Here is a 26,293-nt window from a genome sequence, read left to right as displayed (position 1 = left end):
AATTTTGATTCGCCGAAAAGTATTCAATTATTTATTTTTCTTGTCGATAATGAAATATAAAGAGAAATCGTTTACTAGATACCCTTGGGAGGAACATCACTATGGATTTGCAAACAAAAATAAATTTGCTAGAGGATATGTTGGATCTTGATCAAGGCTCGTTGGAGGTCACAACACTGCTAGATTCATTGCCAGATTGGGACTCAGTTGCGGCCATTTCTTTGATTGCTCTAGTGGATGAACATTTTGATAAAACAATATCTGGGGCGATAATTAAGGAGCTTAAAACTGTTCAGGATATTATTAATATCATGGAGTAAGGGGAATTAACCCTCTGTGGTTTAAGAGAATATGAATAATAGTAAAGGGTGGATTATCCGAGAAAATCCACCCTTTATTAATGACCGAAACCGTGCTTATCGTTGTAGGCAAGACATAAACGGTTTGATATGCATATAGAAACAGCGGGATCGGGGTTGATGGATGAAGGGGGCAGTGTATACTAAAGTAAGGAGTAGGTATATTAATAATTGTGAAACTAGGGAGAGCAACAATGTTAAATCCGCTTGATTTCTCTGATAAAAAAATACTTGTTACAGGAGCATCGTCTGGCATTGGAAGAGCAACGGCAATTTATTTATCCAAACTCGGTGCTCAGATTATTGTGAGTGGTCGTAATGAAGAACGATTAAATGAAACGATGCTGCAATTAACTGGTGACAATCATCAGATTATTGTTATAGATCTCGCCAAAGAAGAAGATTTGAGCCGCTTCTTCGAACAGATGGTTCAAGATGGAACAAAGCTGAACGGAATGGTGCATTGCGCGGGGATTCCATATGTAATGCCTTTGCAGAGCCTTAGCAGAAAACGAATATCTGAAGTGATGGAAACTAATTTTTATCCTTTTATTGAACTCGTTAGACAATATGCCAAAAAGAAATTCTCGAACGGGGGCAGCATTGTCAGTATTTCTTCAATATTATCTGTACAACCACGCGCGTATGAGACAGGATATATTGCTTCCAAGGCAGCAATGAATGCTGCTGTAACAAGCTTGGCATTCGAATTAGCCAAAAAAGAAATACGAGTTAATGGAGTACTTGCAGGTAATGTCATGACAGAGATGGTGCAAGAAACACTTAAAGAATATTCTAATGAAGAAAATTTAAATAAAGTGATAGAACAATCGTTGCTCGGGCTGGGTGAGCCTAATGATATTGCAAGTGTATGTGCATTTTTGTTGAGTGATATGGCTAAATTTATTACGGGTAGAAACATGTATGCAGATGGAGGATTCCTATGAACGATGTAAGACTATTCAAGGATAATAATGGAGTCTGGTATACGACTAATGATATTTTAAATAAACTGAAACAAGTAGGTGCTCATGACTGTGATATCCTATTCGTACATACAGACGTTGCATTTGGTGCTTTAAATCCGGAGTTAAAGAGAAAGAAATATTTAGGATATTTGTATGAAGTGCTGCAACAATTAAACGTTGGCACACTGGTGTTCCCTTCTTTTACTTTTAGCTTCTGTAACAAAGAAGTATATGATGTGAACAATAGCAGAACATCAATGGGAGCATTGAATGAATACATTAGGAATCAACCAAACGTTGTGCGTTCTTTAGATCCCATTTTATCCATGATCGCCGTTGGGGATAAAGCCAATCTATTTGATAACATTGGTAAAAGCTCACTTGGAATCAACAGTGCGTATGATATCTTGCATCAACAAGACAATGTGAAGTTCCTCTTTATGGGTGCTGAAATAGGCGAATGCTTCACCTATATTCATTATCTAGAAGATGTAATGAGAGTTCCTTATCGTTTTGATATGCATTTTAATGGAACAGTAATAGATGCAGGTGGAAACAATTTTGATGATGAGTATATTTTGTATGCGGGGTGCGCGGGTGTTAAGCCGGCATGTTCGTACTATTTCGAAGATTATTTATTAGAAAAAGGCTTGTTGCAAAAGACTCACATTGGTATTAAACCTATTACGTGTATTTCCGAAGAGGATGCTTATCGAGAAATTAGAAACAAAATAGAGACGAATGTTCACTACTTTTTGGAGCAACCGTATACAGAAGCAGATTTAGTTCATGAATATACAAAAGGGAAAAACGGCGAACGAATTATTTCCTGCTAAATGTAATGAATGATCTCTTCTTGATAGCTGAGTAATGTGTTTGAGAAAGGAGCTCATGTTTTGCATATAAACCTATTAAACTATTTAAAGGCTACATCCGAAAGAGTTCCGAATAATACTGCTGTTATCGAGGGGGAACGAAAAATTTCCTTCTTTGAATTATCAGAGAATGCGAAAAAAATGAGCAATATCATAAACCGAGTAATCGATGGAGTCATTCGTAAACCGATTGCTGTGTTATTGGACAAGCAAATTGAAACGGTTGTATCAGATATAGCAATTATGTATTGTGGAAACGCCTATATGAATTTGGACACAAAGACGCCGGTTCAAAGAATTAGCAACATTATCGAGTTAATTAAACCGGAATTGATTATAACCAATAATAAACATATCCATAAGCTCAATGATATTTGGCCTAGTGATAAGATACTGAATGTGGATCAAATTGATCTTAACAACGAAACTTACTCACAAGATGTGCTTGATAATAGATTGAGCAAGATAATAGATACGGATCCTTTGTGCATTATCAATACTTCCGGATCGACAGGTGTGCCGAAGGGTGTAGTATTAAATCACAGAAGTTTTATCGACTTCACCGAGTGGGCGATCCATACGACGGACATTGGTGACAATGAAGTTATCGGAAGTCTGTCTCCCAGTGTTTTTGATATATACAGCTTTGAATTATGCATGTTAATGGCGCTTGGAAGTACAATCGTTATTGTGCCTGAAGGATTAGCGGCATTTCCTGCTCGCATATTGCAATTACTGCAAGATCATCATGTGACGTATATTTTCTGGGTGCCTACGATCATGGTCAATATAGCAAATATGGATCTATTGATTAGAATTCCGTTGTCTTCTCTGAAATCAGTATGGTTTGCTGGCGAGGTATTTCCAACCAAGCAATTCAATTACTGGCGGACACAATTAAAACAAGCACAATTTATCAACCTATACGGACCGATAGAGATTACTTTGGATTGTACATATTATATTGCGGATAGACAATTATCCGATGATGAACCTATTCCAATCGGGATTGCTTGTAAAAATACCGATGTTTTCATACTGAACGAGGAAGATAAGTTGTGTGGTGTGAATGAGGAAGGGGAATTGTGTGTTAGGGGAACCTCCCTAGCTATGGGATACTACAATAACCCAGAAAAAACGGCAGCAGCTTTTGTTCAAAATCCATTAAATAATAGTTACCCTGAAACGATTTACCGAACCGGGGATATTGTTCTGGAAAATGACAGAGGCGAAATCATCTTTAAGGGGCGCAAGGATTCCATTATTAAGCACTCTGGATATCGAATTGAACTTGGCGAGATTGAACATGTGATTATCAATACATTGAAATTGGTGAAGAACGGTTGCGTCGTATATAGCCAAGCTACCAAAGAGATTATTTTCTACTATGAATTTGACAATGATATATCGGTTGTTGATTTCAGGAGCAATATCGGACGCGTACTGCCGAATTATATGATACCGCATATTTATAAGCGGCTAGAGCAGCTTCCGAGAAATAACAATGGAAAAATTGATCGCCTGAAACTGAAGGAACTAACGGAGTAGATCGGTTGCTTTAAGTAAATAGGGAAACTGGTGGTTGGTGATGGATTTTGAAACAATGGTTAAGAAAATCAGTGAAATTCGCAAATGTAAAGGTTTCTTAACCAATGCTTTCTTTACTGCGCAACAACTGGGTGGCAAGGTGAATAAGGATCATGTCACCGTAAGGTTCGCGGAGAATACAGTCATCATTCTAGAAGAAGAAGAACAGCTTGTTCGATTGTATTTCTATGCTGCTGATCTTACATCCCTCCAACAAGTTCAACGCATACTAGTTGATTTCAAGGGAAAGCCAATTATTGCGGATGTTGTTGGAAGAGACAGACAAGTAGACCCTATCGTTAATGGATTGCAGCTCAGCAATTTTTACAAGTGTTCTACTTTGATTAGAATGAAGCGCCTTGGATCAGAGAGCCGATATGAAGAGGTGTCTGATGTTACACTAGCAACGCAAGATAGAGTGGATGAAATCATGGACCTTCTTTATTTGGAATTTGATAGCCATATTTCTCATCTTCCGAATAGACACAAGCTGCTAGAAGCGATAAATAATAAAGAGGTTACGCTCGTTATTCAACACAATGAGATAGCGGGGCTCGCTTATTTCGAGAGACTAGGAGAAAAGCTAGTCTACCTTTATCAGCTCGTTGTGGACAAGCGTTATAGAGGACAAGGGGTAGCGGATCGGTTATTAAAGCATCAGTTCGACCAATTGTCTAAAGACGTAGTATGTCAGTTATGGGTTGAGTCGAGTAACGTTGTTGCTATCAATAAATATGAGAGATATCATTTTGCACCAGACGGACTCGTTGATTCTATTATGATGTTCAAGGGAGAAAACAATGGATAAAATACTCGGGATTTTAACTGAACTGCGTCCGGAATTTGATTATACACAAAGTAATGATTTTATAGCGGATGGCTTATTGGATTCGTTTGATATGATTTCTTTGGTATCTGAGCTTGAAGAGAAATTTAATGTAACAATTGACGCACTCGATATTGTTCCGGAAAATTTCGGGGGCGTAGAAGCCATTGTTAATATGATACGAAAAAATGGGGCGGAAGTATGAAAACCGTTTTTAAAAAGAAAAAAATAACGGGTATTCTTGGTGTGCTCCCAGCAACAGAAGTGAGTTTTGAAGACGAAGTTTCCAATTATAATTTCCCCGAGAAACAGACAATGCGCTTGAAGAAAATAATGGGGTTTGAAAAACATCGTGTAGTGAAAGATACAACGGCAAGTTCGGATTTATGTGTAGCTGGTTTGAATCACTTGTTAGAGAAGAAGTTGATCGATAAGGGCGAAATAGGTGCGATTGTAGTAGTTACGACAACGCCAGACCATTTTATCCCACATGTAAGCAACATCATACACGGTAATTGCGATTTAAGTAACGATGTTATTTGCATGGATTTGAATCAAGGCTGCGCGGGTTTTTTGCAAGGGTTGATGCAATCCTTTATGCTGCTGGAACATCTGGGTAACAAAAAAGTTGTTTTGTTTAATGTGGATACGTTGAGCAAAAAGGTCTCGAAGCAGGATAGAAATAGTTATCCGTTAATAGGTGATGCTGCAGGAATTACAGTTGTGGAGAACGACCCTAATGCAAGGGACATCCATTTCAATATGTATAATGATGGTGGACGTAGAGAAGCACTCATCATCCCGGCAGGAGGTTCAAGATTACCTAGTTCAGCTGAAACTGCTGTTATGAGAGATTTGGATCAGGACGGGAATTTACGCAGTCTCGATAACTTGAAGATGGATGGTTCGGAAGTTTTTACTTTTGTACAGACGGAAGTGCCGCCTTTGATTGAGGAAACCCTAAAGTTAGCTGATCAAGACAAAGAGCATATTGATTGGTTTTTGTTTCATCAGCCTAATAAATTTATGCTCAAGAAACTTGCGGAGAAACTAGAAGTGCCTTATGAGAAAGTTCCGATGAATGTGGTTGAGAACTTTGGAAATCCAAGCGGTTCTTCTATACCTATAGATATAGTACATAACCTTGGGTCATTGGTGATGGACAACCAATATAATTGTTGTTTAGCTGCGTTTGGTTCCGGCTTAGCCTGGGGAGCAATGACGATTGAGCTCGGGAGAATGGATTTCTGTGAGATGCTTATTTCAGATTACTGATTGCGAAACGTATAGTTACTCGTTTGCCAGTATAGATTCAAGAATGTATCTTATGCTTTCTAATGACAAGGCTCTCATTATTGATCCTTGTGTGAATGCGGATGCGTTACAACTGTTGAAGGATAATAACATTAAAGATGTAACCATATTGCCTACACACGAACACTATGATCATATATCCGGAATCAACTGGATGAGAGACAATGTCGACTGTAGAGTAATTGCTATCGATCAATGTGCACAAAATATGTTAGACCCTAGAAAAAATGCTTCAGCTTATTTTGATGCACTCTTGTTTTTTTACACATCTGAGACAAAGTTGCCAGAGGCACGTGTTCAGCCATATCGTTGTAAATCGGATGAGACTTTCAATGACTATAAGTGTTTCGAATGGGAGAATCACAACATCGAGATTATACATGCACCGGGACACTCGGATGGAAGCGTATGTATTCGAATAGATGATAAGTTTGTATTTACTGGCGACAGTCTAATTAAAGGCAAGTCCACGATTACAAGATTGCCTGGAGGAAGTAAAAAGAAGTATTCCGAGATTACGGTGCCATTTCTGAAATCGTTGCCTATAGATTGTGTCATATTTCCTGGGCATGGGGAACCAGGCTATATGCATGAATTTTCAATTGAGTAACATGAGTCTGCCAAATGAGGCAGGCTTTTTTATTTGGGCACAATACACATCAGACTTTCTGTAATATGCTCCCCCTGTATGTACGGACGTACATAATGTTAATGACGCAAACTTATATATGTTATATGTGCAAGGAGGTACCTACACCATGAATCAACCCCAATCGACCAAATCCTCTCGAACCCGCCGACGCCGCGTCACTGAACCAGCGAATCCGCGGACGCAAGCGGTATGGGCGGTTGCGCAGCTGCTGGTCGGCGCTTTTATCATTGCCGCAAGCTTCAATCTGTTCCTTGTGCCGAATAGCATCGCCTCAGGCGGGGTCTCGGGCTTATCCATTATTGTCAAGCAAGTACTCGGGATCCAGCCTGCGTACACGCAGTGGACGATTAATATTCCGCTATTCTTTGCCGGGCTGTGGCTGCTGGGCAAACGTTTTGCGCTTAAGACGCTGCTCGGATCATTTATGCTGCCATTGTTCGTATTGCTCACTGCGCATTGGCCGCCGCCTACAGACAATCCGCTCCTCGCAGCCGTCTATGGTGGTGTTGGTGTTGGCTTAGGTCTTGGGCTTGTTTTCCGAGGACGTGGTTCTACCGGCGGTACAGACCTTGCAGCTCAAATTCTTCACAAGTACTCCGGGCTGTCGCTCGGCATAACCGTTGTCTGTTTCGATGGTCTTGTCATTGTGCTTGCGGGAATTCTGATTTCTCCGGAAAATGCCCTGTACGCGCTTATCGCATTGTTTGTTACGAGTAAAACAATCGATCTGCTCCAGACCGGGCTCGCGCTCTCCAAAGTAGCCTTCATTATAAGCGACCGAGCAGAGGAGCTGGCGGATGCCGTGCTGACACAGCTTGATCGTGGATTGACCGAGCTCGATGCACATGGGGGCTATACGGGACAACGTCGAGTTGTGCTGATGGTTGTTGTCTCTCAGAACGAGGTTCCGAAGCTGAAGGCCATCATTCGATCTGCTGATCCTGGCGCTTTTGTCATCATCAGCCAGACCGCTGAGGTCATTGGTCAAGGGTTTAAGATTGAGTGAATGAGGCGTGTATAATGGAGTGATCGACAAACCACGACAAAGCGCATAGCGGCGCGGAAAAAGCCGCTTTTTTGTCGTTGTATTTATATTAGTGTGGTTGTATAATAATACGAAGTTAGTTACGGAAACGTTCATTTCCCTTTGACGCGGAATCATGTACAATGGGTTATTAGGGAAATAAGTCCAAGCATAAATTTGGCTTCAATAACGATGGGAGAGACGTTAATGAGCAACCATACATTGAACGCAGCCATTATTGGCTCTACTGGCTACGGCGGCGTGGAATTGATCCGTTTGCTGGCCAGTCACCCGTACGTCAACGTGACGTCGGTAGTGTCATCTTCGAGTGAAGGAACACCTATTGCAGATGGGTTTCCACACCTGGTTGAAATCCGTACCGATCTGCTGGATGGTGTCGACGCGAAAGCGATTCGTGCCAAAGCAGATGTTGTATTTCTTGCTACACCAGCGGGCATTGCAGCGAAGCTGACGCCTGAGCTGCTTGAGGCGGGATTGAAAGTTATCGACATTTCCGGTGACCACCGATTGAAATCACCTGCTCTGTACGAGCAGTGGTATAAGAAAACGCCAGCAGACGAAGCGTATCTTGCGCAAGCTGTATACGGACTCGCAGAAGTATACGGTGACCGTGTGCAGGGCGTAGACCTGATCTCGAACCCGGGATGCTTCCCAACCGCAACGCTGCTTGGCCTCGTTCCAGCATTAGCTGCGGGCTGGATTGATCCGGCAACGATCATTATTGATGCCAAATCCGGCGTATCCGGCGCGGGCCGTGGTGCGAGCCTTGGCACGCACTACTCGGAGCTGAACGAGAACTTCAGCGCGTACAAAATCAACAAGCACCAGCATATCCCAGAGATCGAGCAAGTGCTGACGGATATTGCTGGCAAGCCAGTGACAACCACGTTCACGACACACCTGGTGCCGATGACACGCGGTATCATGTCCACGATGTATGCATCCGTTATTGGCGATCGTAAAGACGAGGACTTTGTTCAGCTTTATCGCGAATACTACGAGGGACGCAAATTCGTTCGCGTTCGCGACACGGGCAAATGGCCGAAGACGAAAGAAGTATGGGGCTCCAACTACTGCGACATCGGCTTCTCCGTCGATCCTCGCACGGGCCGCGTAACAATCGTTTCCGTCATCGACAACCTGGTCAAAGGCGCAGCCGGCCAAGCGATCCAAAACCTCAACCTCTCCATGGGTTGGGACGAAACGCTGGGCCTCAACTTTGTACCGGTTTATCCATAAGTAAGAGACTAGTCTGTTCGCTATCGACTGATGGGCTATACGCAACATGCAGCGAACGACCAACTAACTAGTGTTTAAAGTTAGCGAAGCCGCTCGTAGAGCACGGCGGAGCAACCAACCTATATAACCCCCAGGATGTTGAAGTGCCGCGCACCAGCATGGAGCGAAGCAGGCGAATACATTCTGGAGAAACGTAGTGGTCGCCTTTGTTACTCGGATTGTTACCCTATCTGAATTTATAAGATCAGAACAATCCGAGAACAACAGCGATTGGAAGAATGTATCGCACGCGCAGCGGTGTCTGCAAGCTCGTCCTTTTAACTAACATCACCATTCACCACCAACCCAGGCACTTATAACATCCTAAAGGAGACACAAACGATGGCAAACAACCTTACAGCGGCATTCGACATCGTGGCTGACGGCAGCATCACGACGCCCCGTGGCTTTCAAGCCGGCGGCCTGCATTGCGGTTTGAAGAAAACAACGCGCCATGACCTCGGCGCGATTATTTGTGAAGTGCCAGCATCGGCTGCGGGCGTGTACACGACAAACGTATTCCAAGCGGCACCGATTCTCGTAACGAAAGACAGCATCGGCGAAGAGGGGCTGCTGCGCGGCGTAATCGTCAACAGCGGCAACGCGAATGCTTGCACGGGCAAGCAAGGCGAAGCTGATGCATTCGAGATGCGCGCGAAGTTCGCAGAAGCAATCGGCGTACCGGCAGCGCACATTGCGGTTGCATCGACGGGCGTAATCGGCGAAAACCTAAAAATGGACCGCGTTCGTGACGGTATTGCGAAACTCCCGGCCAAGTTGGCAGCGGACGTGCAAGGTGCAGCAGATTTCAATCAAGCGATCCTCACGACGGATCTTGTTGAGAAAACGGCTTGCGTTCGCCTTGAACTGGATGGACAAGTCGTTCACATCGCTGGCGCAGCGAAAGGCTCCGGCATGATTCACCCGAACATGGCGACGATGCTCGGCTTCGTTACGACGGACGCGGCTATCGGAAGCGCTGAACTGACAACGCTGCTTCGTCAAGCGACGGATCTGACGTTCAACATGATTACGGTTGACGGCGACACCAGCACGAACGACATGCTCGTTGCAATGGCAAGCGGTCTTGCAGGCAACGCGACGCTGACGCCAGCACACCCAGGATGGGACGCATTCGCAGCAGGCCTCCGCTACGTATGTGAAGTGCTTGCCAAAGCAATCGCTCGCGACGGCGAAGGCGCAACGAAGCTCGTTGAAGTGCAAGTGCGCGGCGCTGTAAGCGACGATTCGGCACAAGCAATCGCGAAAACAGTTATCGGCTCCTCCCTCGTGAAATCCGCTGTATTCGGCGCAGATGCGAACTGGGGACGTATTATCGCGGCTGTAGGTCGTGCTGGCCAGCCAGTTAATCCAGAGACGGTTGATATTCGCCTCGGTGATATCGTCACATTGGAACAATCGCGTCCAATCGGCTTTGACGAGGATGCCGCGCTTGAGTACCTGAAGGGCGACACGGTCGTCATTCACGTCGACCTGCATAATGGCGAAGGCGCGGCAACGGCATGGGGCTGCGATCTGACGTATGATTACGTCCGCATCAACGCGGCGTACCGGACGTAAGCGAAGGCGAAGGAGAACGGACATATGGAACAACGTTTTGTTATGAAATGCGGTGGCAGCACGCTTGCTGCGCTGCCTAATTCATTTTTCGCAGAGCTCAAGGAGCTTCAACAGTCAGGCGTGCGCCCTGTAATCGTACACGGCGGCGGTCCTGCGATTAGTGATACACTCGGCAAGCTTGGCATTGAGACGGAGTTCGTGAACGGTTTGCGCAAAACGAACGACGACGTGCTCGACGTTGTTGAGATGGTGCTTGCGGGCAGGATCAATAAAGAGATCGTTCGCAAAATCCAGCAGAACGGCGCGAAGGCGCTTGGTCTGTCTGGCGTAGACGGCAAGCTTATTCAAGCGAAGCCGGTTGCGAATGCGGACGATATCGGTTTCGTCGGCGACGTCACGGACGTGAACGCCGCTGTTATTGAAGGCGTCATGGGCATGGGCTACATACCGGTCATCGCGCCAATCGGCATCGATGATGCTGCGCAGCGTTACAACATTAACGCCGATACGGCCGCAGGCGCAGTTGCTTCCCACCTCGGTGTAGAGCGGATGATCGTTGTAACGGATGTACCGGGCATTTTGAAGACGGTGGATGGAGAGAAGCAGGTTCTGCCAACTGTAACCGTTGAAGAGATCGAAGCGATGATCGCTTCGGGCGAAATTTATGGCGGCATGATTCCGAAAGTGCGCGCAGCGATTCAATGTATCCAAGGCCGTGTCAGCGAGGTTGTCATCGTTAAAGGCGACGAGCCGGGCGTTCTGACGCGTGCGGTACTTGAAGGCGGCGTAGGCACGCGAATCGTACGATAGTCTCTGTACTACTTGTAGAGGTCGTTTAGAGGTCGGCATTTATATGGGACAATAGGAAAGGGGAAATTGAAATGAGCGAAGCAGTGAAACCAACTGCTGCAGGAGCAGCGCAGAACGGACAGTCTGGCGCAGGCGAAGCGCTGTTCCCGACGTATGCCAGATATCCCATGTCGCTTGTTAAGGGCGAAGGCAGCTGGCTGTGGGATGACAAAGGTAACAAATATCTCGATTTCGTCAGCGGCATTGCCGTGACGAACTTGGGTCATGCGCCGAAACGCGTGAAGGAAGCTGTTAAGAAACAGCTCGACGAGCTGTGGCATGTTTCCAACCTGTTCCGCATTCCGAACCAAGAGGCTGCTGCTGCGCTCATTACGGCGAACAGTGCAGCTGACGCAGTCTTCTTCTGCAACTCGGGGGCAGAAGCGAACGAAGCGGCGATCAAGCTCGCTCGTCGTTATCAGCAGAAGGTGCTGGGCAACGGACGCTACGAGATCGTAACGTTTGAGCAATCGTTCCACGGACGGACGCTGGCGACGTTGACAGCAACTGGCCAAGAGAAGGTCAAAGAAGGCTTTGCTCCTTTGCCAGAAGGCTTCAACTACATTCCGCTTCATGATCTTGCTGCGCTGGAAGCGGCTGTTACGGATAAGACGGCTGCGGTTATGCTCGAGCTTGTTCAAGCAGAGGGCGGCGTACTCCTAGTTGATCCAGCTTACCTGCATCGTCTGGTGAAGCTGTGCCGCGAGCGCGGCGCGCTGCTCATCATCGACGAGGTACAGACGGGCATGGGGCGTACGGGCAAGCTGTTTGCGCATGAGCATTACGGTATAGAGCCAGACATTTTCACGATGGCAAAAGGTCTCGGCAGCGGCTTCCCAGTCGGCGCGATGGGCGCGAAGGAAGAGCTTCGTGCAGCGTTTGGCCCCGGCAGCCACGGCTCGACGTTTGGCGGTACGCCAATTGCGACGGCAGCCGTTAAGGCAACGCTCGAGACAATCCTTGAAGAGCAGCTCGCAGAGCGCGCAGCTAAGCAAGGGGAATACCTGATGAACCAACTGCGCGCAAAGACGACGCACAGCTCGTTCGTGAAGGATGTACGCGGTCTCGGTCTGCTCATCGGCATTGAATGCGCGGAGCCGGTTGCTCCGATTATTACGGAAGCACAAGAGAAAGGTCTGCTCGTATTGTCGGCAGGACCAAACGTGCTTCGTCTGCTGCCGAACCTGCTCGTGTCGAAGGAAGAAATCGACCAAGCGGTTACGATTTTGGCGCAGCTGCTGAACAAAAGAGGTTAAGTTAACCGATATAGATGAAGTTGCAGTAACGCAAATTGCTTGGTTTATGCTTTCGAAGCGAGCAATTTGCTTGCAGGAAGCTGATCAAAGCAGTAACGCAAATTGCTTTTAGGAGGTACATGAATGCAACAGCAACAGTTGAAAGAAGAACTGGCGGCGTCACTCAAGGGACGCGATTTTCTGGCATTGTCCGACTACTCGTCGGAAGAGCTTCGCTATCTGATCGACCTCGCCATTGATATTAAGAAGAAGCAGAAAGCGGGCGAGTTGTACCAGCCGTTGAAAGGCAAGACGCTCGGTATGATATTCGAGAAATCGTCGACGCGTACGCGCGTATCGTTCGAGGTTGGTATCTACCAGCTCGGCGGCCAAGGCTTGTTCCTTAGCAGTAACGACCTGCAAATCGGCCGTGGCGAGCCAATTTGGGATACGGGTCAAGTATTGTCCCGTTACCTCGATGGCATCATGATTCGTACGTTTGCACATAAGATCGTTATCGATCTGGCGCGTGCTTCCACAGTACCTGTTATCAACGGCTTGACGGACTCCGAGCATCCATGTCAAGTGCTGTGCGACTACCAGACGGTGCTTGAGCACAAAGGCCGCCTAGAAGGTCTGAAGATCGCCTACATCGGCGACGGCAACAACATGACGCACTCGCTGCTCATGGGCGCTGCGAAGCTCGGCATGAATATGTCCGTAGCTTCGCCAGAAGGCTACGAGGCAGATCCGGACATCGTCGCACAGACGAAGGCTGTTGCTGCATCTACAGGCTCGGTTATCCAAATGTGCCGCGATCCGCGTGAAGCAATCGAAAATGCTGACGTTGTCTATACGGACGTATGGGCGAGCATGGGCTTCGAAGCCGAACAAAAAGAGCGTGAGCTCGCATTCGCGAACTATCAAGTGAACGAAGATCTGGCGAAGTACGCGAAGAAAGACTATCTGTTCATGCACTGCCTGCCAGCGCATCGCGGGGAAGAAGTCAGCGAAGGCGTTATCGACAGCAAAAACTCGATTATTTATGACCAAGCCGAGAATCGTCTGCACGCGCAGAAAGCGATTATGGCTGCTATCATGTAGTAAGGCTTTTCCCTTCAATCATTCGCTGCAAGCGCGCCTCCGCGCCTCGCGGCATGACATTATCAATAAGATCGAATATAGAGGAGCGTAAGCAATCATGGCAAAGCAAAAAATCGTACTCGCCTACTCCGGCGGTCTGGACACTTCCGTTATTCTGAAATGGCTGAAAGAAACGTATGATGCAGAAATCATCACGTTCACGGCTGATATCGGTCAAAAGGACGAGCTCGACGGTCTCGAGGCTAAAGCACTCGCAACGGGCGCATCCAAAGTTTACATCGACGACCTCCGCGACGAGTTCGCACAAGACTTCATCTACCCAATGTTCCAAGCTGGCGCATTGTATGAAGGCCAATACCTGCTCGGTACGTCGATCGCGCGTCCGCTCATCGCGAAGCGTATGGTTGACATCGCACGTGCTGAAGGCGCAACGGCAATCGCGCACGGCGCTACGGGCAAAGGCAACGACCAAGTTCGTTTCGAGCTGACGGCTGCTGCATTGGCACCAGAAATCAGCGTAATCGCACCTTGGCGCAACGAAGAATTCCGTGCGGAATTCCCAGGCCGCGCTGAGATGATCGCTTATGCAGAGAAGCATGGCATTCCAGTAACGGCATCCGCTGCGAAGCCTTACTCCACGGACCGCAACCTGCTGCACATCAGCTTCGAGAGCGGCATGCTTGAGGATCCTTGGTTCGATCCAAGCGCTGACTCGGTTAAAGATATGTACGTCCTGAGCGTATCGCCTGAAGATGCGCCAGACCAATCCGAATATGTTGAACTGACGTTCGAGCAAGGGAACTGCGTAGCTATTAACGGCGAGCAGCTGAGCCCGCTTGGCGTTATGGACAAGCTCAACGAGCTTGGCGGCAAGCATGGTATCGGCCGTGTCGACATGGTTGAGAACCGCTTCGTTGGCATGAAGAGCCGCGGCGTGTACGAAACGCCAGGCGGTACGATCCTGTTCACGGCTCATCGCAAAATGGAGTCGCTCACGATGGACCGCGACGTTATGCACCTTCGTGACGGCCTGATCGCAAAATACGCTACGCTCGTATACAACGGCTTCTGGTTCGCGCCTGAGCGCCTTGCGCTGCAAGCACTCGTAACGGAAAGCCAGAAGAACGTAACAGGCGTTGTACGCCTGAAGCTGTACAAAGGCAATGTTATCGGCGCTGGCGTTCAAAGCCCAGTGAGCCTTTACAACCCAGATATCGCGACGATGGAAGCAGACCCTACGCAAGCATACGACCAAGGCGATGCAACGGGCTTCATCCGCCTGAACGCGCTTCGTCTGAAAGTATCGTCCGGTGTAGAGCAAAACCGTAAATAAGATCATTTTGCACGGAAACAGGAATAAGGGTCTCATCGGCAGACTCTTATTTCTGCGTATTAGGACATAGAGGAGTGTTTGACAAGTGAGCAAACTTTGGGGCGGCCGGTTTACGAAGAAAACCGACCAACTGGTTGAAGAATATACAGCTTCGATTACGTTCGACAAAGAGCTGGCAGAAGAAGACGTACAAGGCAGTCTCGCGCACGTAACGATGCTTGGTAAGCAAGGCATCCTGCCTGCTGACGACGTGGATACGATCAAGGACGGCTTGCACCGTGTACTTCAGCGCATCAAGCGTGGCGACTGGGAATTCGATATCGCTGATGAAGACATTCACATGAACATCGAGAAAGCACTAATCGAAGATATCGGTCCAGTTGGCGGCAAGCTGCATACGGGCCGCAGCCGTAACGACCAAGTTGCGACGGACATGCACCTGTACCTGCGCAAGCGCGTTGTCGAGTTCGTTGATCTTCTGCAAAAGCTGCAATCGGCGCTTTTGGAGCAAGCCAAAGCGAACCTCGATACCATCGTACCGGGCTACACGCATTTACAGCGTGCGCAGCCGATTCTGTTCGCTCATCATCTGATGGCGTACGTATCGATGTTCGGCCGCGATGCTGAGCGTCTGCAAGATAGCTACAAGCGCATTAACACGCTGCCGCTCGGCGCTGGCGCGCTCGCAGGAACGACGTTCCCGATCGACCGCCACTTCGTTGCGAAGCAGCTCGGCTTCGATCGTGTATACGAGAACAGCCTTGATGCAGTAAGTGACCGTGACTTCATCCTGGAGTTCTTGTCGCACGCATCGATCATCATGATGCACCTGTCGCGCCTCTCTGAAGAGCTCATCCTCTGGTCGAGCACGGAATTCCGCTTCGTTGAGCTGGACGATGCATTCTGCACAGGCAGCTCCATCATGCCGCAGAAGAAGAACCCAGACGTGCCTGAGCTCGTTCGTGGTAAGACGGGCCGCGTTTACGGCAACCTGATTGGCCTGCTGACAGTGCTCAAGTCGCTGCCACTCGCGTACAACAAAGACATGCAGGAAGACAAAGAAGGCATGTTCGATACCGTTCGTACGCTGCAAGGCGCGCTTCAGCTGTTCGCACCAATGATTACGACAATGAAGGTAAACAAGGACGTTATGCGCCAAGCGGTCAATCAAGACTTCTCGAACGCAACGGACATCGCCGATTTCCTCGTTAACAAAGGACTGCCGTTCCGTCAAGCGCACGAGGTCATTGGTAAAACGGTACTGTACTGCATCCAGCAGAACAAATACCTGCTCGACCTGACGCTCGACGAGTTCAAGCAATTCTCGCCGCTGTTCGATGATCGCATCTACGAAGTGCTGCAGCCCGTGAACGTTGTGAACGCACGCAACGTATACGGCGGTACGGCAACGCCGCAAGTAACGGATGCGATTACCCGTGCAGAGCGCGAGCTCGATGCAACGGCCGCTTGGGTAACTGAGTTTGCGGAGAAAAGCCGCTAATTCGTGCAATATCATCTAGAGCGCCTTGCCTATACGGCAGGGTGCTTTTTTTATAAGAATAGTACGAACGTATGTTCTCATAGTAGGCGAAAGTTGGTATAATGGCAGAACAGACAGCAGAACAGTACAGAAGGCCCGTTGTAGGCTGAGGCCTCCTAGAAGGGGGTGGGAGGATGGAAGTGTATCAGGCGTTGACGCTCATGATCTCGTTCGCGATGCTCGTAGTGACGGTGCTTGCCTTTCATAAGAAGAAGTAGGTCGCTGCTCGCGCTGACGCGGCAGCCTACCCATACTGCTGTACAAGCATGACGAGCGGCTTTGCCCGCCGCTCCCTTTACTTTGAGCTTGCCTAATTTGTGGATTTTATGCAGTTGTCGTATTGCCATTGAGCAGAGGGAATGCTATGATGGAACCACTTTAATTGCTGTATGTTTACGATACAGCAAATCTTTAGGAGGTATCCAACTCGATATCATGTGGAACTAATTCATTGTCGTTTATGAAATTCGAATAAACTACGACAACGAGCTTTGCTTATGGCGGAGCGGATTAGGGATACGTGTGTCTGTTGGAGAATACTCCTTGCCGATATTGCGACAATAATACGTACGGTCTACCAAGACAGTATAAGTTTCACCTTGTACTTATACTCAGACTTGGGATTTCTCAAGATGAAACGATCATCGCCGTTCTAACAACGACGATAGATGTTTCGTTTTGGACGACAGTATGTTTTGACGCAGCTTTTTTGCCTTATCATTAGGCAGGAAACCGGCAGCTAACAAACACCCAATATTCGTCTATCCGAGCCGCAAGCCTATCGCTTGCGGCTTTTTGATATCCACCCCAGCATAAGGTTTCACCTTAGTTAGTTGTCCTCATTCGAATGTCATTGCCCTTGTCAGTAGTAGAAATGCGTGTTCAAATAGTTCGGTTGTCAGCACCGAGAAGGTTGGATGAAGCAGGGAATGAGGATCGGAGCGTAGTGGTGTGCTACGTGAGAACCGGAAGTCTCTGCTTCATTCAAGATTCGATGCCGAATATGCTTCATGTCATGCTTCGTGATCACAAGCGGACTTTTTGAACTACCTCTGAAAAAGAGAACAAAGCGGGGATGCATATGACACTTATTAGCGTACGTAATTTGAAAAAAAGCTTCGGCGACCATACGGTGCTAAGCGGAATCAGTTTCGACATAGCAGAAGGGGAACGGATTGGCCTTGTCGGCATGAATGGCGCAGGCAAGACGACACTGGCGAACCTGTTGTTCGGCGGCCTCCAGCCGGATGACGGGATGATTCGGGCGCATCGTCCGAATTTGAACATTGGTTATCTGCTTCAATCGACCTCCTATACGGTCCACACCTTTGCTGGCATGGGAGCAATGAGCGGGAATCGAGAAGGGTATAGCGACACGGAGCGCTTCCTCGAGCTGACCAGTCAGTTGGGGCTCGCGAAGGTTCGCCATTGGGATGAGAATCGGTTCGATGGTCTTAGCGGCGGCGAGAAGACGAAGCTGGCGATCGCGGACATTTGGGCATCAAAGCCGGATGTGCTGCTGCTTGATGAGCCGACGAACCATCTCGATCTGCAAGGCGTAGAGTGGCTCATCGACGAGCTGAAGAGCTTCGAGGGTACGGTCATTGTCATTTCGCATGATCGGCATTTCCTCGACCGCGCGACGAAGCGGACAATTGAGATTGACGAAGGCGCGGTGACGAGCTATCCGGGCAATTACACGTTCTACCGTGAAGAGAAAGCGCGCCGATATGCCAGTCAGCTGCACCAATATATCGAGCAGACGAAGTACGAACGGAAGATTCAAGATGAGATCGCGCGTCTGAAGCAGTGGTCCGACAAGGCGCACCGTGAGGCGGGCAAGGTCGGCAAAATGGCCGAGATGCGCGCCGGCGTCAAAGAGTTCTACCGTTCGAAGGCGAAGAAGATGGATCAGCAGATCAAATCCCGTATTCATCGGCTCGAGAAGATCGACCTTGAAGGTGTGAAGAAGCCGAAGGAAGAAGCAGAGGTGCGCTTCGGATGGGATCAGCCAGCGAAGCGGGGACGACGGATTGTCGAGGCGCTGCAGCTTCACAAATCGTTTGGGGAGCGAAAGTTGTTCGACAATAGCTCGTTCTTCGTTCAGCGTGGCGAGCGTATTGGTCTACTTGGCCCGAACGGCTGCGGCAAGACAACGCTGCTGCGAATCATGACCGGCCAAGAGACGACGGACGCAGGCCGCATGTGGATCAGTCCTGCCGCAAGCATTGCTTACTTGACGCAGGACGTATCCGACCTCAAGCCGAACCAGACGGTTATAGCGATGATTGAGGATGCGTTCCCAAGCCGGGAGCAGCAGAGCGCGGTTCGCACGATGCTGGCCAACATGGGCTTGGATGAATCGATTCTTCGGCGTTCAATCGGAGACCTCAGCCTAGGGGAGCGGACGCGCGTGAAGCTGGCACGACTCATCATGCAGGAGCATGACGTACTCATCCTTGACGAGCCGACGAACCATCTCGACCTGCCAAGCCGGGAGCAGCTGGAGCAGGCACTGATCGACTATGATGGCACGCTGCTGGTTGTCTCCCATGACCGCTACTTCGTCGAACGAATCTGCGACAAGCTGCTCGTGTTCAACAACGGGACCATCAGCAAGCAGGAGAGTGGACTGAAGGAATACACGGACAAAATCGCACAGCGTGCGGCAGAGGACGTGAAGCCCACAGCCACAGCTGCATGTTCGACCTCCACGACTGCTATGAGCAAAGAGGAACGCAAAGAGCAGCTCATGCTGCTCGACAACCAGATTGCCTATGTGCTAGGCGAACTGGCGAAGCATGCACAAGGCGACGGCCGCTACGAAGAGCTCGATGCCGAATTCCGCGAATTGGCCGCACGCAAGCGTGGACTCCAGCAGACGTAACGGTCGTGTAATGTCGTTAAGGAGGTCCAGCCACGCTTAATTGTTCGCAGACGCTCCGAAAGAACGATTAAGCGTGCTAAGATCACACTTAGCGTCACTGTTAACCGCGTAATGACCTGTGGATCGCTGATTAAGTAGGGAATAGCTACGCTTATCGGACGCCAAGAAGCGGAGTTGGTGCGATAAGTGTGGTTCAACTACACGTAAATGCTCGCAGGTCCAGGCACTACGAATTAAGCGTACCAAAGCCACACTGAAAGGTCTTAGCTCCACCCATTAACACCCATTAATAAAAGCAGCCGCCCGCGCGACAGTACGCGGGCGGCTGCACTTATTTACCTATACCTTTAAGCGCTTGGCGCCTGAGTGCCTACGCCGTCTTCAATAATTGGCGCTTGCTCCGCATCGTTCGGCGCGCCTGGACCAAGCTTGCTGCTCGGCTCCGTGCCTTTGCCGATGCTGACCAGCGTTGGCTGCGCGTTGTATTTGTCCTTCGACAGCCGCTCGCGCGATACAACCTTGCCATCGCGCACGAGCGTGCGATACGTCTCAACTACATAGCCTTGCTTGCCCTGCTGCGTAATAAGGCGCCCGCCCGGCGGCAGCGTGTCGCTGACCGTTTCACGGATCGTCGGTTCAATCGTGCTCGTCGTGATCGACTCGATATCGTAGCGGACATTGTCCGGCAGCGTGCCGAACAGCTTCACTGTCAGCTTGCGATCCTCAACGACGGTACGGATGATGAGGTGCTTGCCCGTCGTATTCTTGAAGCGGAAGTCAATCGCACCGCTGGCGAACGTCGCGTCTTGACCGATCGGCAGATACGACACCGGCAGCGAGTGGTTGCGCCGCTCGACGATATCGAGTCCCGCGCGGATAATGGCGTTATATAGGGTGCTGGATACTTGGCAGATGCCGCCGCCGATGCCCGGAACGAGCTTGCCGTTCTGGATGACCGGCGCTTCGCGGTAGCCGTATTTTTTCTCCGTAGCGGCCACGATCTTGCCATAGCTGAACACCTCGTCGGGTGCAAGCTCGACATCATTCAAGACCTTGGCGGTGGACGTAACATTATAGGCGCGACCTTCCGCGCTGCTCGCGAAGTCGGTCGTGAACGACATAATCATCCGGTCGATGCCTTCGGCTTTGAGCTTCTCCAATGTCACCTCGGGTTCGACGGTCTTGATCGGAAGCGGGAGCTCCAGCTTACGTGTGCCCAGCGCTGTCAGATCGGCTGCATTCGTCGCTGCCGTTGTCTGCGAGTCTTCGACCCATTGGTTTACTTGATTGCGCAGCGTATCGACATCGAGCCGGTAGGCATTATGGGAGGGCGTATAGACGACTCGATCGTTGGCTGTGATGACACGAGTGGCGTTGGTCGTTGCGCTGCTGTCAATCCAACCCCATTGCTGGCGGATGGCCTTGTCGAACGCCTTTGGCTCAAAAGAGTAGTCGATGGACAGCGTCTGTTCGAAGGAATGCCGATAGCGCGCACGATCGATCAGATCGCCTTCCTGCAGCTTTTTCAGAGCAGCAATGGCGGCAGATGCGTCTGCATCATAGCCAAGCTCCTTCAACGTCCATGCACGAGAATCCGACGATACGTCAGCATCATTGGCTTGAATGACCGTCTGCTGCTGCTCCCACTGATCCGTATATTTCGTCAACAGTGAAGCGGCTTCGCCGACTTCCATTCCGCCGAGCTGGATGCCGTCAACGGTCACGCCTTCTGGAACCTTCGAATTGTTCGCGTACATCCATACGGCACCCCAGCCGGTAGAAGCAACCAACAGCAAGCCCAGCACGATAATGAACAACACATGGATTCGTTTCATTCCTCGTTTGCTCCTCCCTTAGATCACAAGCGATTGCTGCGGCCTGCCGCAGCACCGCGTGGTTCTCTATTCGTCACTCCCTCGACACAACGAGCAATAAGCGTTCTTCTCCCGTTCAACCTCGAACTCGTCAACGTTTCAACTGAAGCGGACAGCCTGTCACACAAACCCCCTAAACATTGGATAATTGTAAGACGCAAGGACAAGTTCGGAAGTTACGGTAGACAAGGCGGGCTCGCGCCTAAAATGAAATAAAAGTTGGAAGGCCTGTCCGATGTGCATGAAACATTTTGGAGCTTACGGGGTCATGAGGTCGACGTTTTCCGCACAATGATCGTGTCGAATGGAAATTGGATTAGAATTCTTAAAAACGCGGAATGTGACGGGATTTTAGAGGATTTCGAATATTCCTGTCGAAATAGTAGCGCTGACAACTTACAGGATGTGATAACGTGATTGAAATGCAGGATATCTGGAAGACGTATGCGGATGGCACTCACGCGCTCCGCGGCGTCTCCGTTCGAATAGATCGCAACGATTTCGTTTACCTTGTCGGACCGTCCGGTGCGGGCAAATCGACGTTTATGAAGCTAATCTACCGAGAAGAAGTACCAACGAAAGGTCAAATCTCCGTCAACGGCTTCAACATTGGCAAGCTCAAGCCGCGCAAAATTCCTTATGTACGACGTAATATCGGGGTTATCTTTCAAGACTTCCGTCTGCTGCAGAAGATGACCGTTTTTGAAAATATAGCTTTCGCCATGGAAGTTATCGAAGCGCCGAAGAAGCTCATTCGCAAGCGCACGATGGAAGTCATCGAGCTCGTTGGCCTGAAAGGCAAACACAACAGCCTGCCGACGCAGCTGTCGGGTGGCGAACAGCAGCGCGTCGCAATCGCGCGCGCGATCATTAACAATCCGTCCGTTATCGTAGCGGACGAGCCGACAGGCAACCTTGACCCCGAGACCTCATGGGGCATTATGAACCTGCTGGAGGAGATCAACTTCCGCGGCGCGACGATCATTATGGCAACTCATAACCGTGAAATCGTGAACTCGCTTCGTAAACGCGTCATCGCTATCGAGAATGGCGAGATCGTACGCGATGAGGCAAGAGGGGAGTACGGTTATGAAATTTAGAACGATCGTTCGTCATATTCGGGAAGGGGTCAGGAACGTTGTTCGCAACGGCTGGATGTCGTTCGCGTCTGCTTCTTCGATTTTCATCTCGTTGTTTATATTAGGTGTTTTCCTGCTTCTCTCGCTGAACGTAAACCATTTTGCTCAGCAGATTGAGAGTCAGGTTCAAATTCGTGTCTTCCTGCAGCTGAATGCGGACCAGACGACAATCGATAAGCTGAATAATGAAATTGGTAACATGGTCGATGTGAAAAGTGTGGAGTATGTCTCGAAGGACGCAGGTCTCGATCTGCTGCGCAAGAGCTTAGGCGAGGATGCCGATTATTTGCTAGAGGGCTTCGATGAGACGAACAACCCGCTGCCGGACTCCTTCACTGTCGAAGTGTTCGAGCCGAAGACGATTGCAGATGTTGCGAATCGGATCAAGGCCATTAACAATTCAGACGCGACGAAGCCGATTATGAACGTGAAGTATGGACAAGGCACAGTCGAGAAGCTGTTTAAAGCGACGGATGCAGTGCGCAATGTCGGACTCGTCATCGTGATAGGTCTGGCTGTAACGGCTATGTTCCTCATCTCGAACACGATTAAGGTGACCATTCTTAACCGCCGTCGTGAGATTGGTATTATGAAGCTCGTCGGCGCGACGAATGCGTTTATCCGCTGGCCGTTCTTTATTGAAGGTGCGCTGATCGGATTTAGTGCGTCATTGCTTACGGCGATCGTGCTGTTGTATGGATACGTCAAGCTGATCGCAATGACGAAGTTCGACTTAGGCTTAGCGATGATCACGCTTGTTGAATATCATGACGTTGCATTTTTGTTGACGGTTACGCTCGTAGGTATAGGTACGTTGATTGGCGTTTGGGGCAGTACCATTTCGGTGCGCAAGTATTTGAAGGTGTAGGTGATCAAGCGTGAAAAGGTCAGGAACGTGGAAGAAGGCGACGGCTGTCACGACAGCGCTTCTCATAGCGGCAACCGTGTGGCAGACGGGGACAGCGGCACCCGAAATTGAAGCGGCCTCCAAAATCAGCGAGATCAACAAACAGCTGGAAGCCATAAAGAAGCAGACCAAGGACGCGGCTGCCACTCAGAAATCGGCAGAGAAGGAAAGCAAAGATGTGCTTGCGCTCAAGAATCAGGCTGCAAGCTCCGTGAATGAAATTTTGAAGCAGCTTGATGAGGTTGGGCAGCAGATGAACGGCGTTCAGAAGCAAATCGACCAGACAGAAGACGACCTGATGCAAGCAGGTCAGCAGCTGGAAGAGGCAGAGGATCGCGTCGAGAAACGTGACAAAATGCTTCAGTCGCGGCTGCGACTCATGTACCAGAATGGCGTTGTCTCGTACCTTGATGTGTTAATGAGCGCAACGAGCTTTACGGACTTTGTGGACCGTTTCGATGCATTGCAGGCTATTGTAAACCAGGATAAAGATGTGCTGGAGCAGCACAAGAAGGATAAAGCGCTCATCGCACAGAAGAAAGTGGAAATCGAGAATAAGCTGAGCGATGTGAAAGAAATGTACACGAAGCTTGATGATTATCAGACTGTATTGGCTGAGAAGGAGAAGACAAAGGAAAAGCTGATCGCCGAGTACAATCAGAAGATGGAAGAGCTCGAAGACATTAGCGAAGAGCAAGAGCAGCTCATGGTTGATCTGGCGAAGAAGCAGGCTGACCTGGAGCGCAAGAAGCGTGAGGAGCAGAAGAAGCAGACCGTATTCTACACGGGCGGCAAGCTGGCAGTACCACTTAAGGATTCCTATCGTATCAGCTCCGGCTTCGGTTATCGTATTCATCCGATCTATCATACGAAGAAGCTGCATGCGGGTATTGATATGGCGGCACCAGAAGGCACGAGCATCTATGCGGCCGAAGGCGGCGTAGTCATTACGGCAGGCTGGACAAGCGGTTACGGCAATACGGTTATTCTAGACCACGGCAATGGCTTGTGGACGCTGTATGGCCATATCCGCAACGGCGGCATAAAGGTTAAAGTCGGCGATAGCGTGAAGCGCGGCGAGAAAATCGCAGAGGTTGGTTCCACGGGCAACTCGACGGGTAACCATCTGCACTTCGAGGTGCGCGTGAACGGAACGCCTAAAGATCCAACAAGCTATTTGAAATAAGCAAAATTGATGAGACGGAGCCACCTTGCGTGGCTCCGTTTCCACATGTTTTAACCTTTATGCGAGCTTGCTCATCTTGTTTATGCATGGTTAGATGACTTCTAATAAAACGGAAAAGCTTGTCATATACTACTAGTTGTGCCGGGTGCGGCTGCTGCATAGTGGCGGCCCCAGTGGGCTGGAGATGGACAGACAAGGTGGTGGAGACATGCATTTCAAATTGCGTACAGTAGCCGTATTTGTCGTCCTGACGATGATGATATCGGTACTTGGGACGCTTATGGCAACCGATAAGTGGGTCATGCAGAAGCTTGGAGGCATCCCCGCTGCGAGTGAAGCCGCTGCTGAAGGCGAAGGCTTGAGCGAGAAGGAGGAAGCCAAGCTTGGAGCGGTCATGGATTTGATCGAGGACAAGTACTACAAGGACGTAGAACGCGAGAAGGTCATCAACGGCGCGATTGCAGGGATGATGGAGTCGCTCGGCGATCCTTACTCCGTCTATATGGAGAAGGATACTGCGAAGCATTTTTCCGAATCGATTGGCGGTTCGTTCACCGGTATCGGTGCTGAGGTGACGATCGAGAACGGCAAAGTTGTTGTTATCTCTGCGATCAAAGACTCACCTGCTTCGCGTGCCGGCGTAATGCCGAAGGATGTACTCCTTTCTGTGAACGGCGAGAAGCTGGAGGGCTTGCAGCTGAATGATGCCGTTTCGAAAATCCGTGGACCAAGAGGAACGAAGGCGAAGCTGGAAATCCAGCGCGCCGGTGTCAACAAGCCGATTCGTCTAGAGCTAGTTCGCGACGATATTGATGTGGAGACGGTGTACGCTTCGATGAAGACGGACAACATCGGCCTCATTGAGATTCGCCAGTTCTCCAAGAATACGGCGGAGCGCTTCGCTGAAGAGCTGAAGAAGCTTGAGGACCAAGGCATGAAGGGGCTAGTCATCGATGTTCGTAACGATCCAGGTGGCGTGCTGCCTGTCGTACTTGCGATCGCAGAGCCTTTTATTGCACAAGGCAAGACGATGGTGCAGGTTGAGGATCGTGAAGGGACGAAGGAAACGACGGAATCGAAAGGACCGGGACGCAACTACCCGTTGGCGGTTCTGATTAACGAAGGAAGCGCGAGTGCTTCAGAAATATTGGCGGGGGCGCTGCAGCAGTCGGCAGGAGCAGTACTGGTTGGTGCTAAGACGTTTGGCAAAGGTACCGTACAGGTGAGCTACGATAAGTCATTGGGCGACGGAAGCCTGGTGAAAATGACGATCGCCAAATGGTTGACGCCAAACGGAACATGGGTGCATGAGAAAGGCATCGAGCCGGATATTGCCGTCGCTGCGCCAGAGGTGTATAAGACGGCGAAGCTGTCCCGTACGGAGCCGCTCAAGAAGGACCAAATCGGTGACGACGTGAGCAGCTTGCAGCATATGCTCAATGCGCTTGGTTATAAGACGGATCGTACCGATGGCTATTTCAGCGAATCGACGGAGAAGGCTGTTCGGCAGTTCCAGCAATCGTCGAGCCTTCCGGTGACAGGCGTCGTCGATAATGCGACTGCTGATGCAATCGAGAAAGGTGTCGTCGCTTGGATCCGCAATCCGGCGAATGATGTTCAGTTGAACAAAGCGCTTGGTACTGTGCGTGAGAAGCTGAAGAAGGCAAGTTGATTGGACGAGAAACTGGAGAAGGGCGCCGTGAGGCGCTCTTTTCTGTTGTTTACGAAGCCGACCGATCGTTTACATACAGGAA

Annotated in this window: 23 protein-coding genes; 22 read left to right on the top strand and 1 reads right to left on the bottom strand. The window is 49.5% G+C overall.

What is annotated here, in order from left to right; all coding sequences use genetic code 11:
• Positions 1 to 101: 101 nt before the first annotated feature.
• From DFQ01_RS00220 to abc-f, 18 genes are all read left to right on the top strand, one after another.
• Complete coding sequence (locus DFQ01_RS00220) at positions 102 to 320, top strand: acyl carrier protein (protein WP_110041869.1); 219 nt, start codon at positions 102 to 104, stop codon at positions 318 to 320.
• A 233-nt stretch (positions 321 to 553) separates the two neighbouring features.
• On the top strand, positions 554 to 1,306 hold the full coding sequence (locus DFQ01_RS00215) for an SDR family NAD(P)-dependent oxidoreductase (protein ID WP_110041868.1): 753 nt from the start codon (positions 554 to 556) through the stop codon (positions 1,304 to 1,306).
• Positions 1,303 to 2,163 (top strand): AAC(3) family N-acetyltransferase, encoded by an 861-nt coding sequence (locus DFQ01_RS00210; RefSeq protein ID WP_110041867.1) that lies wholly within the window; start codon positions 1,303 to 1,305, stop codon positions 2,161 to 2,163. The genes DFQ01_RS00215 and DFQ01_RS00210 overlap by 4 nt, the downstream gene beginning before the upstream one ends.
• A 60-nt stretch (positions 2,164 to 2,223) precedes the next feature.
• Positions 2,224 to 3,750 carry an amino acid adenylation domain-containing protein gene (locus tag DFQ01_RS00205; RefSeq protein ID WP_110041866.1) on the top strand — a complete coding sequence of 509 codons (1,527 nt, stop codon included), beginning with the start codon at positions 2,224 to 2,226 and terminating at the stop codon, positions 3,748 to 3,750.
• 40 nt (positions 3,751 to 3,790) lie between these two features.
• On the top strand, positions 3,791 to 4,597 hold the full coding sequence (locus tag DFQ01_RS00200) for a GNAT family N-acetyltransferase (protein WP_110041865.1): 807 nt from the start codon (positions 3,791 to 3,793) through the stop codon (positions 4,595 to 4,597).
• Positions 4,590 to 4,820, top strand: coding sequence for an acyl carrier protein (locus DFQ01_RS00195; protein WP_110041864.1), 231 nt, complete (start codon positions 4,590 to 4,592; stop codon positions 4,818 to 4,820). The genes DFQ01_RS00200 and DFQ01_RS00195 overlap by 8 nt, the downstream gene beginning before the upstream one ends.
• Positions 4,817 to 5,890, top strand: coding sequence for a 3-oxoacyl-ACP synthase III family protein (locus DFQ01_RS00190; RefSeq protein WP_110041863.1), 1,074 nt, complete (start codon positions 4,817 to 4,819; stop codon positions 5,888 to 5,890). Before DFQ01_RS00195 ends, DFQ01_RS00190 begins: the two co-directional genes overlap by 4 nt.
• A 52-nt stretch (positions 5,891 to 5,942) precedes the next feature.
• Entirely contained in the window at positions 5,943 to 6,539 is a 597-nt protein-coding gene (locus DFQ01_RS00185) for an MBL fold metallo-hydrolase (protein ID WP_174812866.1), read from the top strand.
• A 148-nt stretch (positions 6,540 to 6,687) separates the two neighbouring features.
• Positions 6,688 to 7,587: a YitT family protein gene (locus DFQ01_RS00180; protein WP_110041861.1), complete on the top strand. Its 900-nt coding sequence runs from the start codon at positions 6,688 to 6,690 to the stop codon at positions 7,585 to 7,587.
• A gap of 225 nt (positions 7,588 to 7,812) precedes the next feature.
• On the top strand, positions 7,813 to 8,865 hold the full coding sequence (argC, locus tag DFQ01_RS00175; RefSeq protein WP_110041860.1) for an N-acetyl-gamma-glutamyl-phosphate reductase: 1,053 nt from the start codon (positions 7,813 to 7,815) through the stop codon (positions 8,863 to 8,865).
• 381 nt (positions 8,866 to 9,246) lie between these two features.
• On the top strand, positions 9,247 to 10,485 hold the full coding sequence (argJ, locus tag DFQ01_RS00170) for a bifunctional ornithine acetyltransferase/N-acetylglutamate synthase (protein ID WP_110041859.1): 1,239 nt from the start codon (positions 9,247 to 9,249) through the stop codon (positions 10,483 to 10,485).
• 24 nt (positions 10,486 to 10,509) lie between these two features.
• Complete coding sequence (gene argB, locus DFQ01_RS00165) at positions 10,510 to 11,295, top strand: acetylglutamate kinase (protein ID WP_110041858.1); 786 nt, start codon at positions 10,510 to 10,512, stop codon at positions 11,293 to 11,295.
• Positions 11,296 to 11,366: 71 nt separating this feature from the next.
• Positions 11,367 to 12,590, top strand: a complete 1,224-nt coding sequence (locus tag DFQ01_RS00160) for an acetylornithine transaminase (RefSeq protein WP_110041857.1) — start codon at positions 11,367 to 11,369, stop codon at positions 12,588 to 12,590.
• Between the two features lie 123 nt (positions 12,591 to 12,713).
• The gene (argF, locus tag DFQ01_RS00155) at positions 12,714 to 13,673 is read left to right on the top strand and encodes an ornithine carbamoyltransferase (protein WP_110041856.1); all 960 of its coding nucleotides are present in this window, start codon (positions 12,714 to 12,716) and stop codon (positions 13,671 to 13,673) included.
• A 97-nt stretch (positions 13,674 to 13,770) separates the two neighbouring features.
• Entirely contained in the window at positions 13,771 to 15,006 is a 1,236-nt protein-coding gene (locus DFQ01_RS00150; RefSeq protein ID WP_110041855.1) for an argininosuccinate synthase, read from the top strand.
• An 85-nt stretch (positions 15,007 to 15,091) separates the two neighbouring features.
• Positions 15,092 to 16,507 carry an argininosuccinate lyase gene (argH, locus tag DFQ01_RS00145; protein ID WP_110041854.1) on the top strand — a complete coding sequence of 472 codons (1,416 nt, stop codon included), beginning with the start codon at positions 15,092 to 15,094 and terminating at the stop codon, positions 16,505 to 16,507.
• A gap of 173 nt (positions 16,508 to 16,680) precedes the next feature.
• Complete coding sequence (locus tag DFQ01_RS32060; protein WP_219993687.1) at positions 16,681 to 16,764, top strand: putative holin-like toxin; 84 nt, start codon at positions 16,681 to 16,683, stop codon at positions 16,762 to 16,764.
• A gap of 863 nt (positions 16,765 to 17,627) precedes the next feature.
• Positions 17,628 to 19,433, top strand: a complete 1,806-nt coding sequence (abc-f, locus tag DFQ01_RS00140; protein ID WP_110042352.1) for a ribosomal protection-like ABC-F family protein — start codon at positions 17,628 to 17,630, stop codon at positions 19,431 to 19,433.
• Between the two features lie 347 nt (positions 19,434 to 19,780).
• Here the strand turns inward: abc-f and DFQ01_RS00135 are convergent, their stop codons facing one another.
• Complete coding sequence (locus DFQ01_RS00135; RefSeq protein WP_110041853.1) at positions 19,781 to 21,268, bottom strand: VanW family protein; 1,488 nt, start codon at positions 21,266 to 21,268, stop codon at positions 19,781 to 19,783.
• Positions 21,269 to 21,720: 452 nt separating this feature from the next.
• On the opposite strand from DFQ01_RS00135, the gene ftsE reads away from it, so the two are divergent.
• The 4 genes from ftsE (at position 21,721) to DFQ01_RS00115 (ending at position 26,211) form a co-directional block, all read left to right on the top strand.
• Complete coding sequence (gene ftsE, locus DFQ01_RS00130; protein WP_110041852.1) at positions 21,721 to 22,407, top strand: cell division ATP-binding protein FtsE; 687 nt, start codon at positions 21,721 to 21,723, stop codon at positions 22,405 to 22,407.
• Positions 22,397 to 23,314, top strand: coding sequence for a permease-like cell division protein FtsX (gene ftsX, locus DFQ01_RS00125; protein ID WP_110041851.1), 918 nt, complete (start codon positions 22,397 to 22,399; stop codon positions 23,312 to 23,314). The genes ftsE and ftsX overlap by 11 nt, the downstream gene beginning before the upstream one ends.
• A gap of 10 nt (positions 23,315 to 23,324) precedes the next feature.
• Positions 23,325 to 24,539: a murein hydrolase activator EnvC family protein gene (locus tag DFQ01_RS00120; RefSeq protein WP_110041850.1), complete on the top strand. Its 1,215-nt coding sequence runs from the start codon at positions 23,325 to 23,327 to the stop codon at positions 24,537 to 24,539.
• A 208-nt stretch (positions 24,540 to 24,747) separates the two neighbouring features.
• A complete protein-coding gene (locus DFQ01_RS00115) occupies positions 24,748 to 26,211 on the top strand; it encodes a S41 family peptidase (RefSeq protein ID WP_110041849.1) in 1,464 nt (487 codons plus the stop codon).
• The last annotated feature ends 82 nt before the right edge of the window (positions 26,212 to 26,293 follow it).

Source organism: Paenibacillus cellulosilyticus (assembly GCF_003182255.1).
GTDB lineage: Bacteria > Bacillota > Bacilli > Paenibacillales > Paenibacillaceae > Paenibacillus_T > Paenibacillus_T cellulosilyticus.
This window is presented reverse-complemented; position numbering and strand designations above follow the sequence as displayed.

Coding starts and splice junctions, on each gene's coding strand:
- DFQ01_RS00190 (WP_110041863.1), top strand. CDS start 4,817: ATGAAAACCGTTTTTAAAAAGAAAAAAATAACGGGTATTCTTGGTGTG.
- argB (WP_110041858.1), top strand. CDS start 10,510: ATGGAACAACGTTTTGTTATGAAATGCGGTGGCAGCACGCTTGCTGCG.
- DFQ01_RS00185 (WP_174812866.1), top strand. CDS start 5,943: ATGCTTTCTAATGACAAGGCTCTCATTATTGATCCTTGTGTGAATGCG.
- DFQ01_RS00115 (WP_110041849.1), top strand. CDS start 24,748: ATGCATTTCAAATTGCGTACAGTAGCCGTATTTGTCGTCCTGACGATG.
- DFQ01_RS00160 (WP_110041857.1), top strand. CDS start 11,367: ATGAGCGAAGCAGTGAAACCAACTGCTGCAGGAGCAGCGCAGAACGGA.
- DFQ01_RS00215 (WP_110041868.1), top strand. CDS start 554: ATGTTAAATCCGCTTGATTTCTCTGATAAAAAAATACTTGTTACAGGA.
- DFQ01_RS00135 (WP_110041853.1), bottom strand. CDS start 21,268: ATGAAACGAATCCATGTGTTGTTCATTATCGTGCTGGGCTTGCTGTTG.
- DFQ01_RS00150 (WP_110041855.1), top strand. CDS start 13,771: ATGGCAAAGCAAAAAATCGTACTCGCCTACTCCGGCGGTCTGGACACT.
- DFQ01_RS00180 (WP_110041861.1), top strand. CDS start 6,688: ATGAATCAACCCCAATCGACCAAATCCTCTCGAACCCGCCGACGCCGC.
- DFQ01_RS00195 (WP_110041864.1), top strand. CDS start 4,590: ATGGATAAAATACTCGGGATTTTAACTGAACTGCGTCCGGAATTTGAT.
- DFQ01_RS00200 (WP_110041865.1), top strand. CDS start 3,791: ATGGATTTTGAAACAATGGTTAAGAAAATCAGTGAAATTCGCAAATGT.
- argF (WP_110041856.1), top strand. CDS start 12,714: ATGCAACAGCAACAGTTGAAAGAAGAACTGGCGGCGTCACTCAAGGGA.
- argC (WP_110041860.1), top strand. CDS start 7,813: ATGAGCAACCATACATTGAACGCAGCCATTATTGGCTCTACTGGCTAC.
- DFQ01_RS00210 (WP_110041867.1), top strand. CDS start 1,303: ATGAACGATGTAAGACTATTCAAGGATAATAATGGAGTCTGGTATACG.
- abc-f (WP_110042352.1), top strand. CDS start 17,628: ATGACACTTATTAGCGTACGTAATTTGAAAAAAAGCTTCGGCGACCAT.
- DFQ01_RS00220 (WP_110041869.1), top strand. CDS start 102: ATGGATTTGCAAACAAAAATAAATTTGCTAGAGGATATGTTGGATCTT.
- ftsX (WP_110041851.1), top strand. CDS start 22,397: ATGAAATTTAGAACGATCGTTCGTCATATTCGGGAAGGGGTCAGGAAC.
- argJ (WP_110041859.1), top strand. CDS start 9,247: ATGGCAAACAACCTTACAGCGGCATTCGACATCGTGGCTGACGGCAGC.
- DFQ01_RS32060 (WP_219993687.1), top strand. CDS start 16,681: ATGGAAGTGTATCAGGCGTTGACGCTCATGATCTCGTTCGCGATGCTC.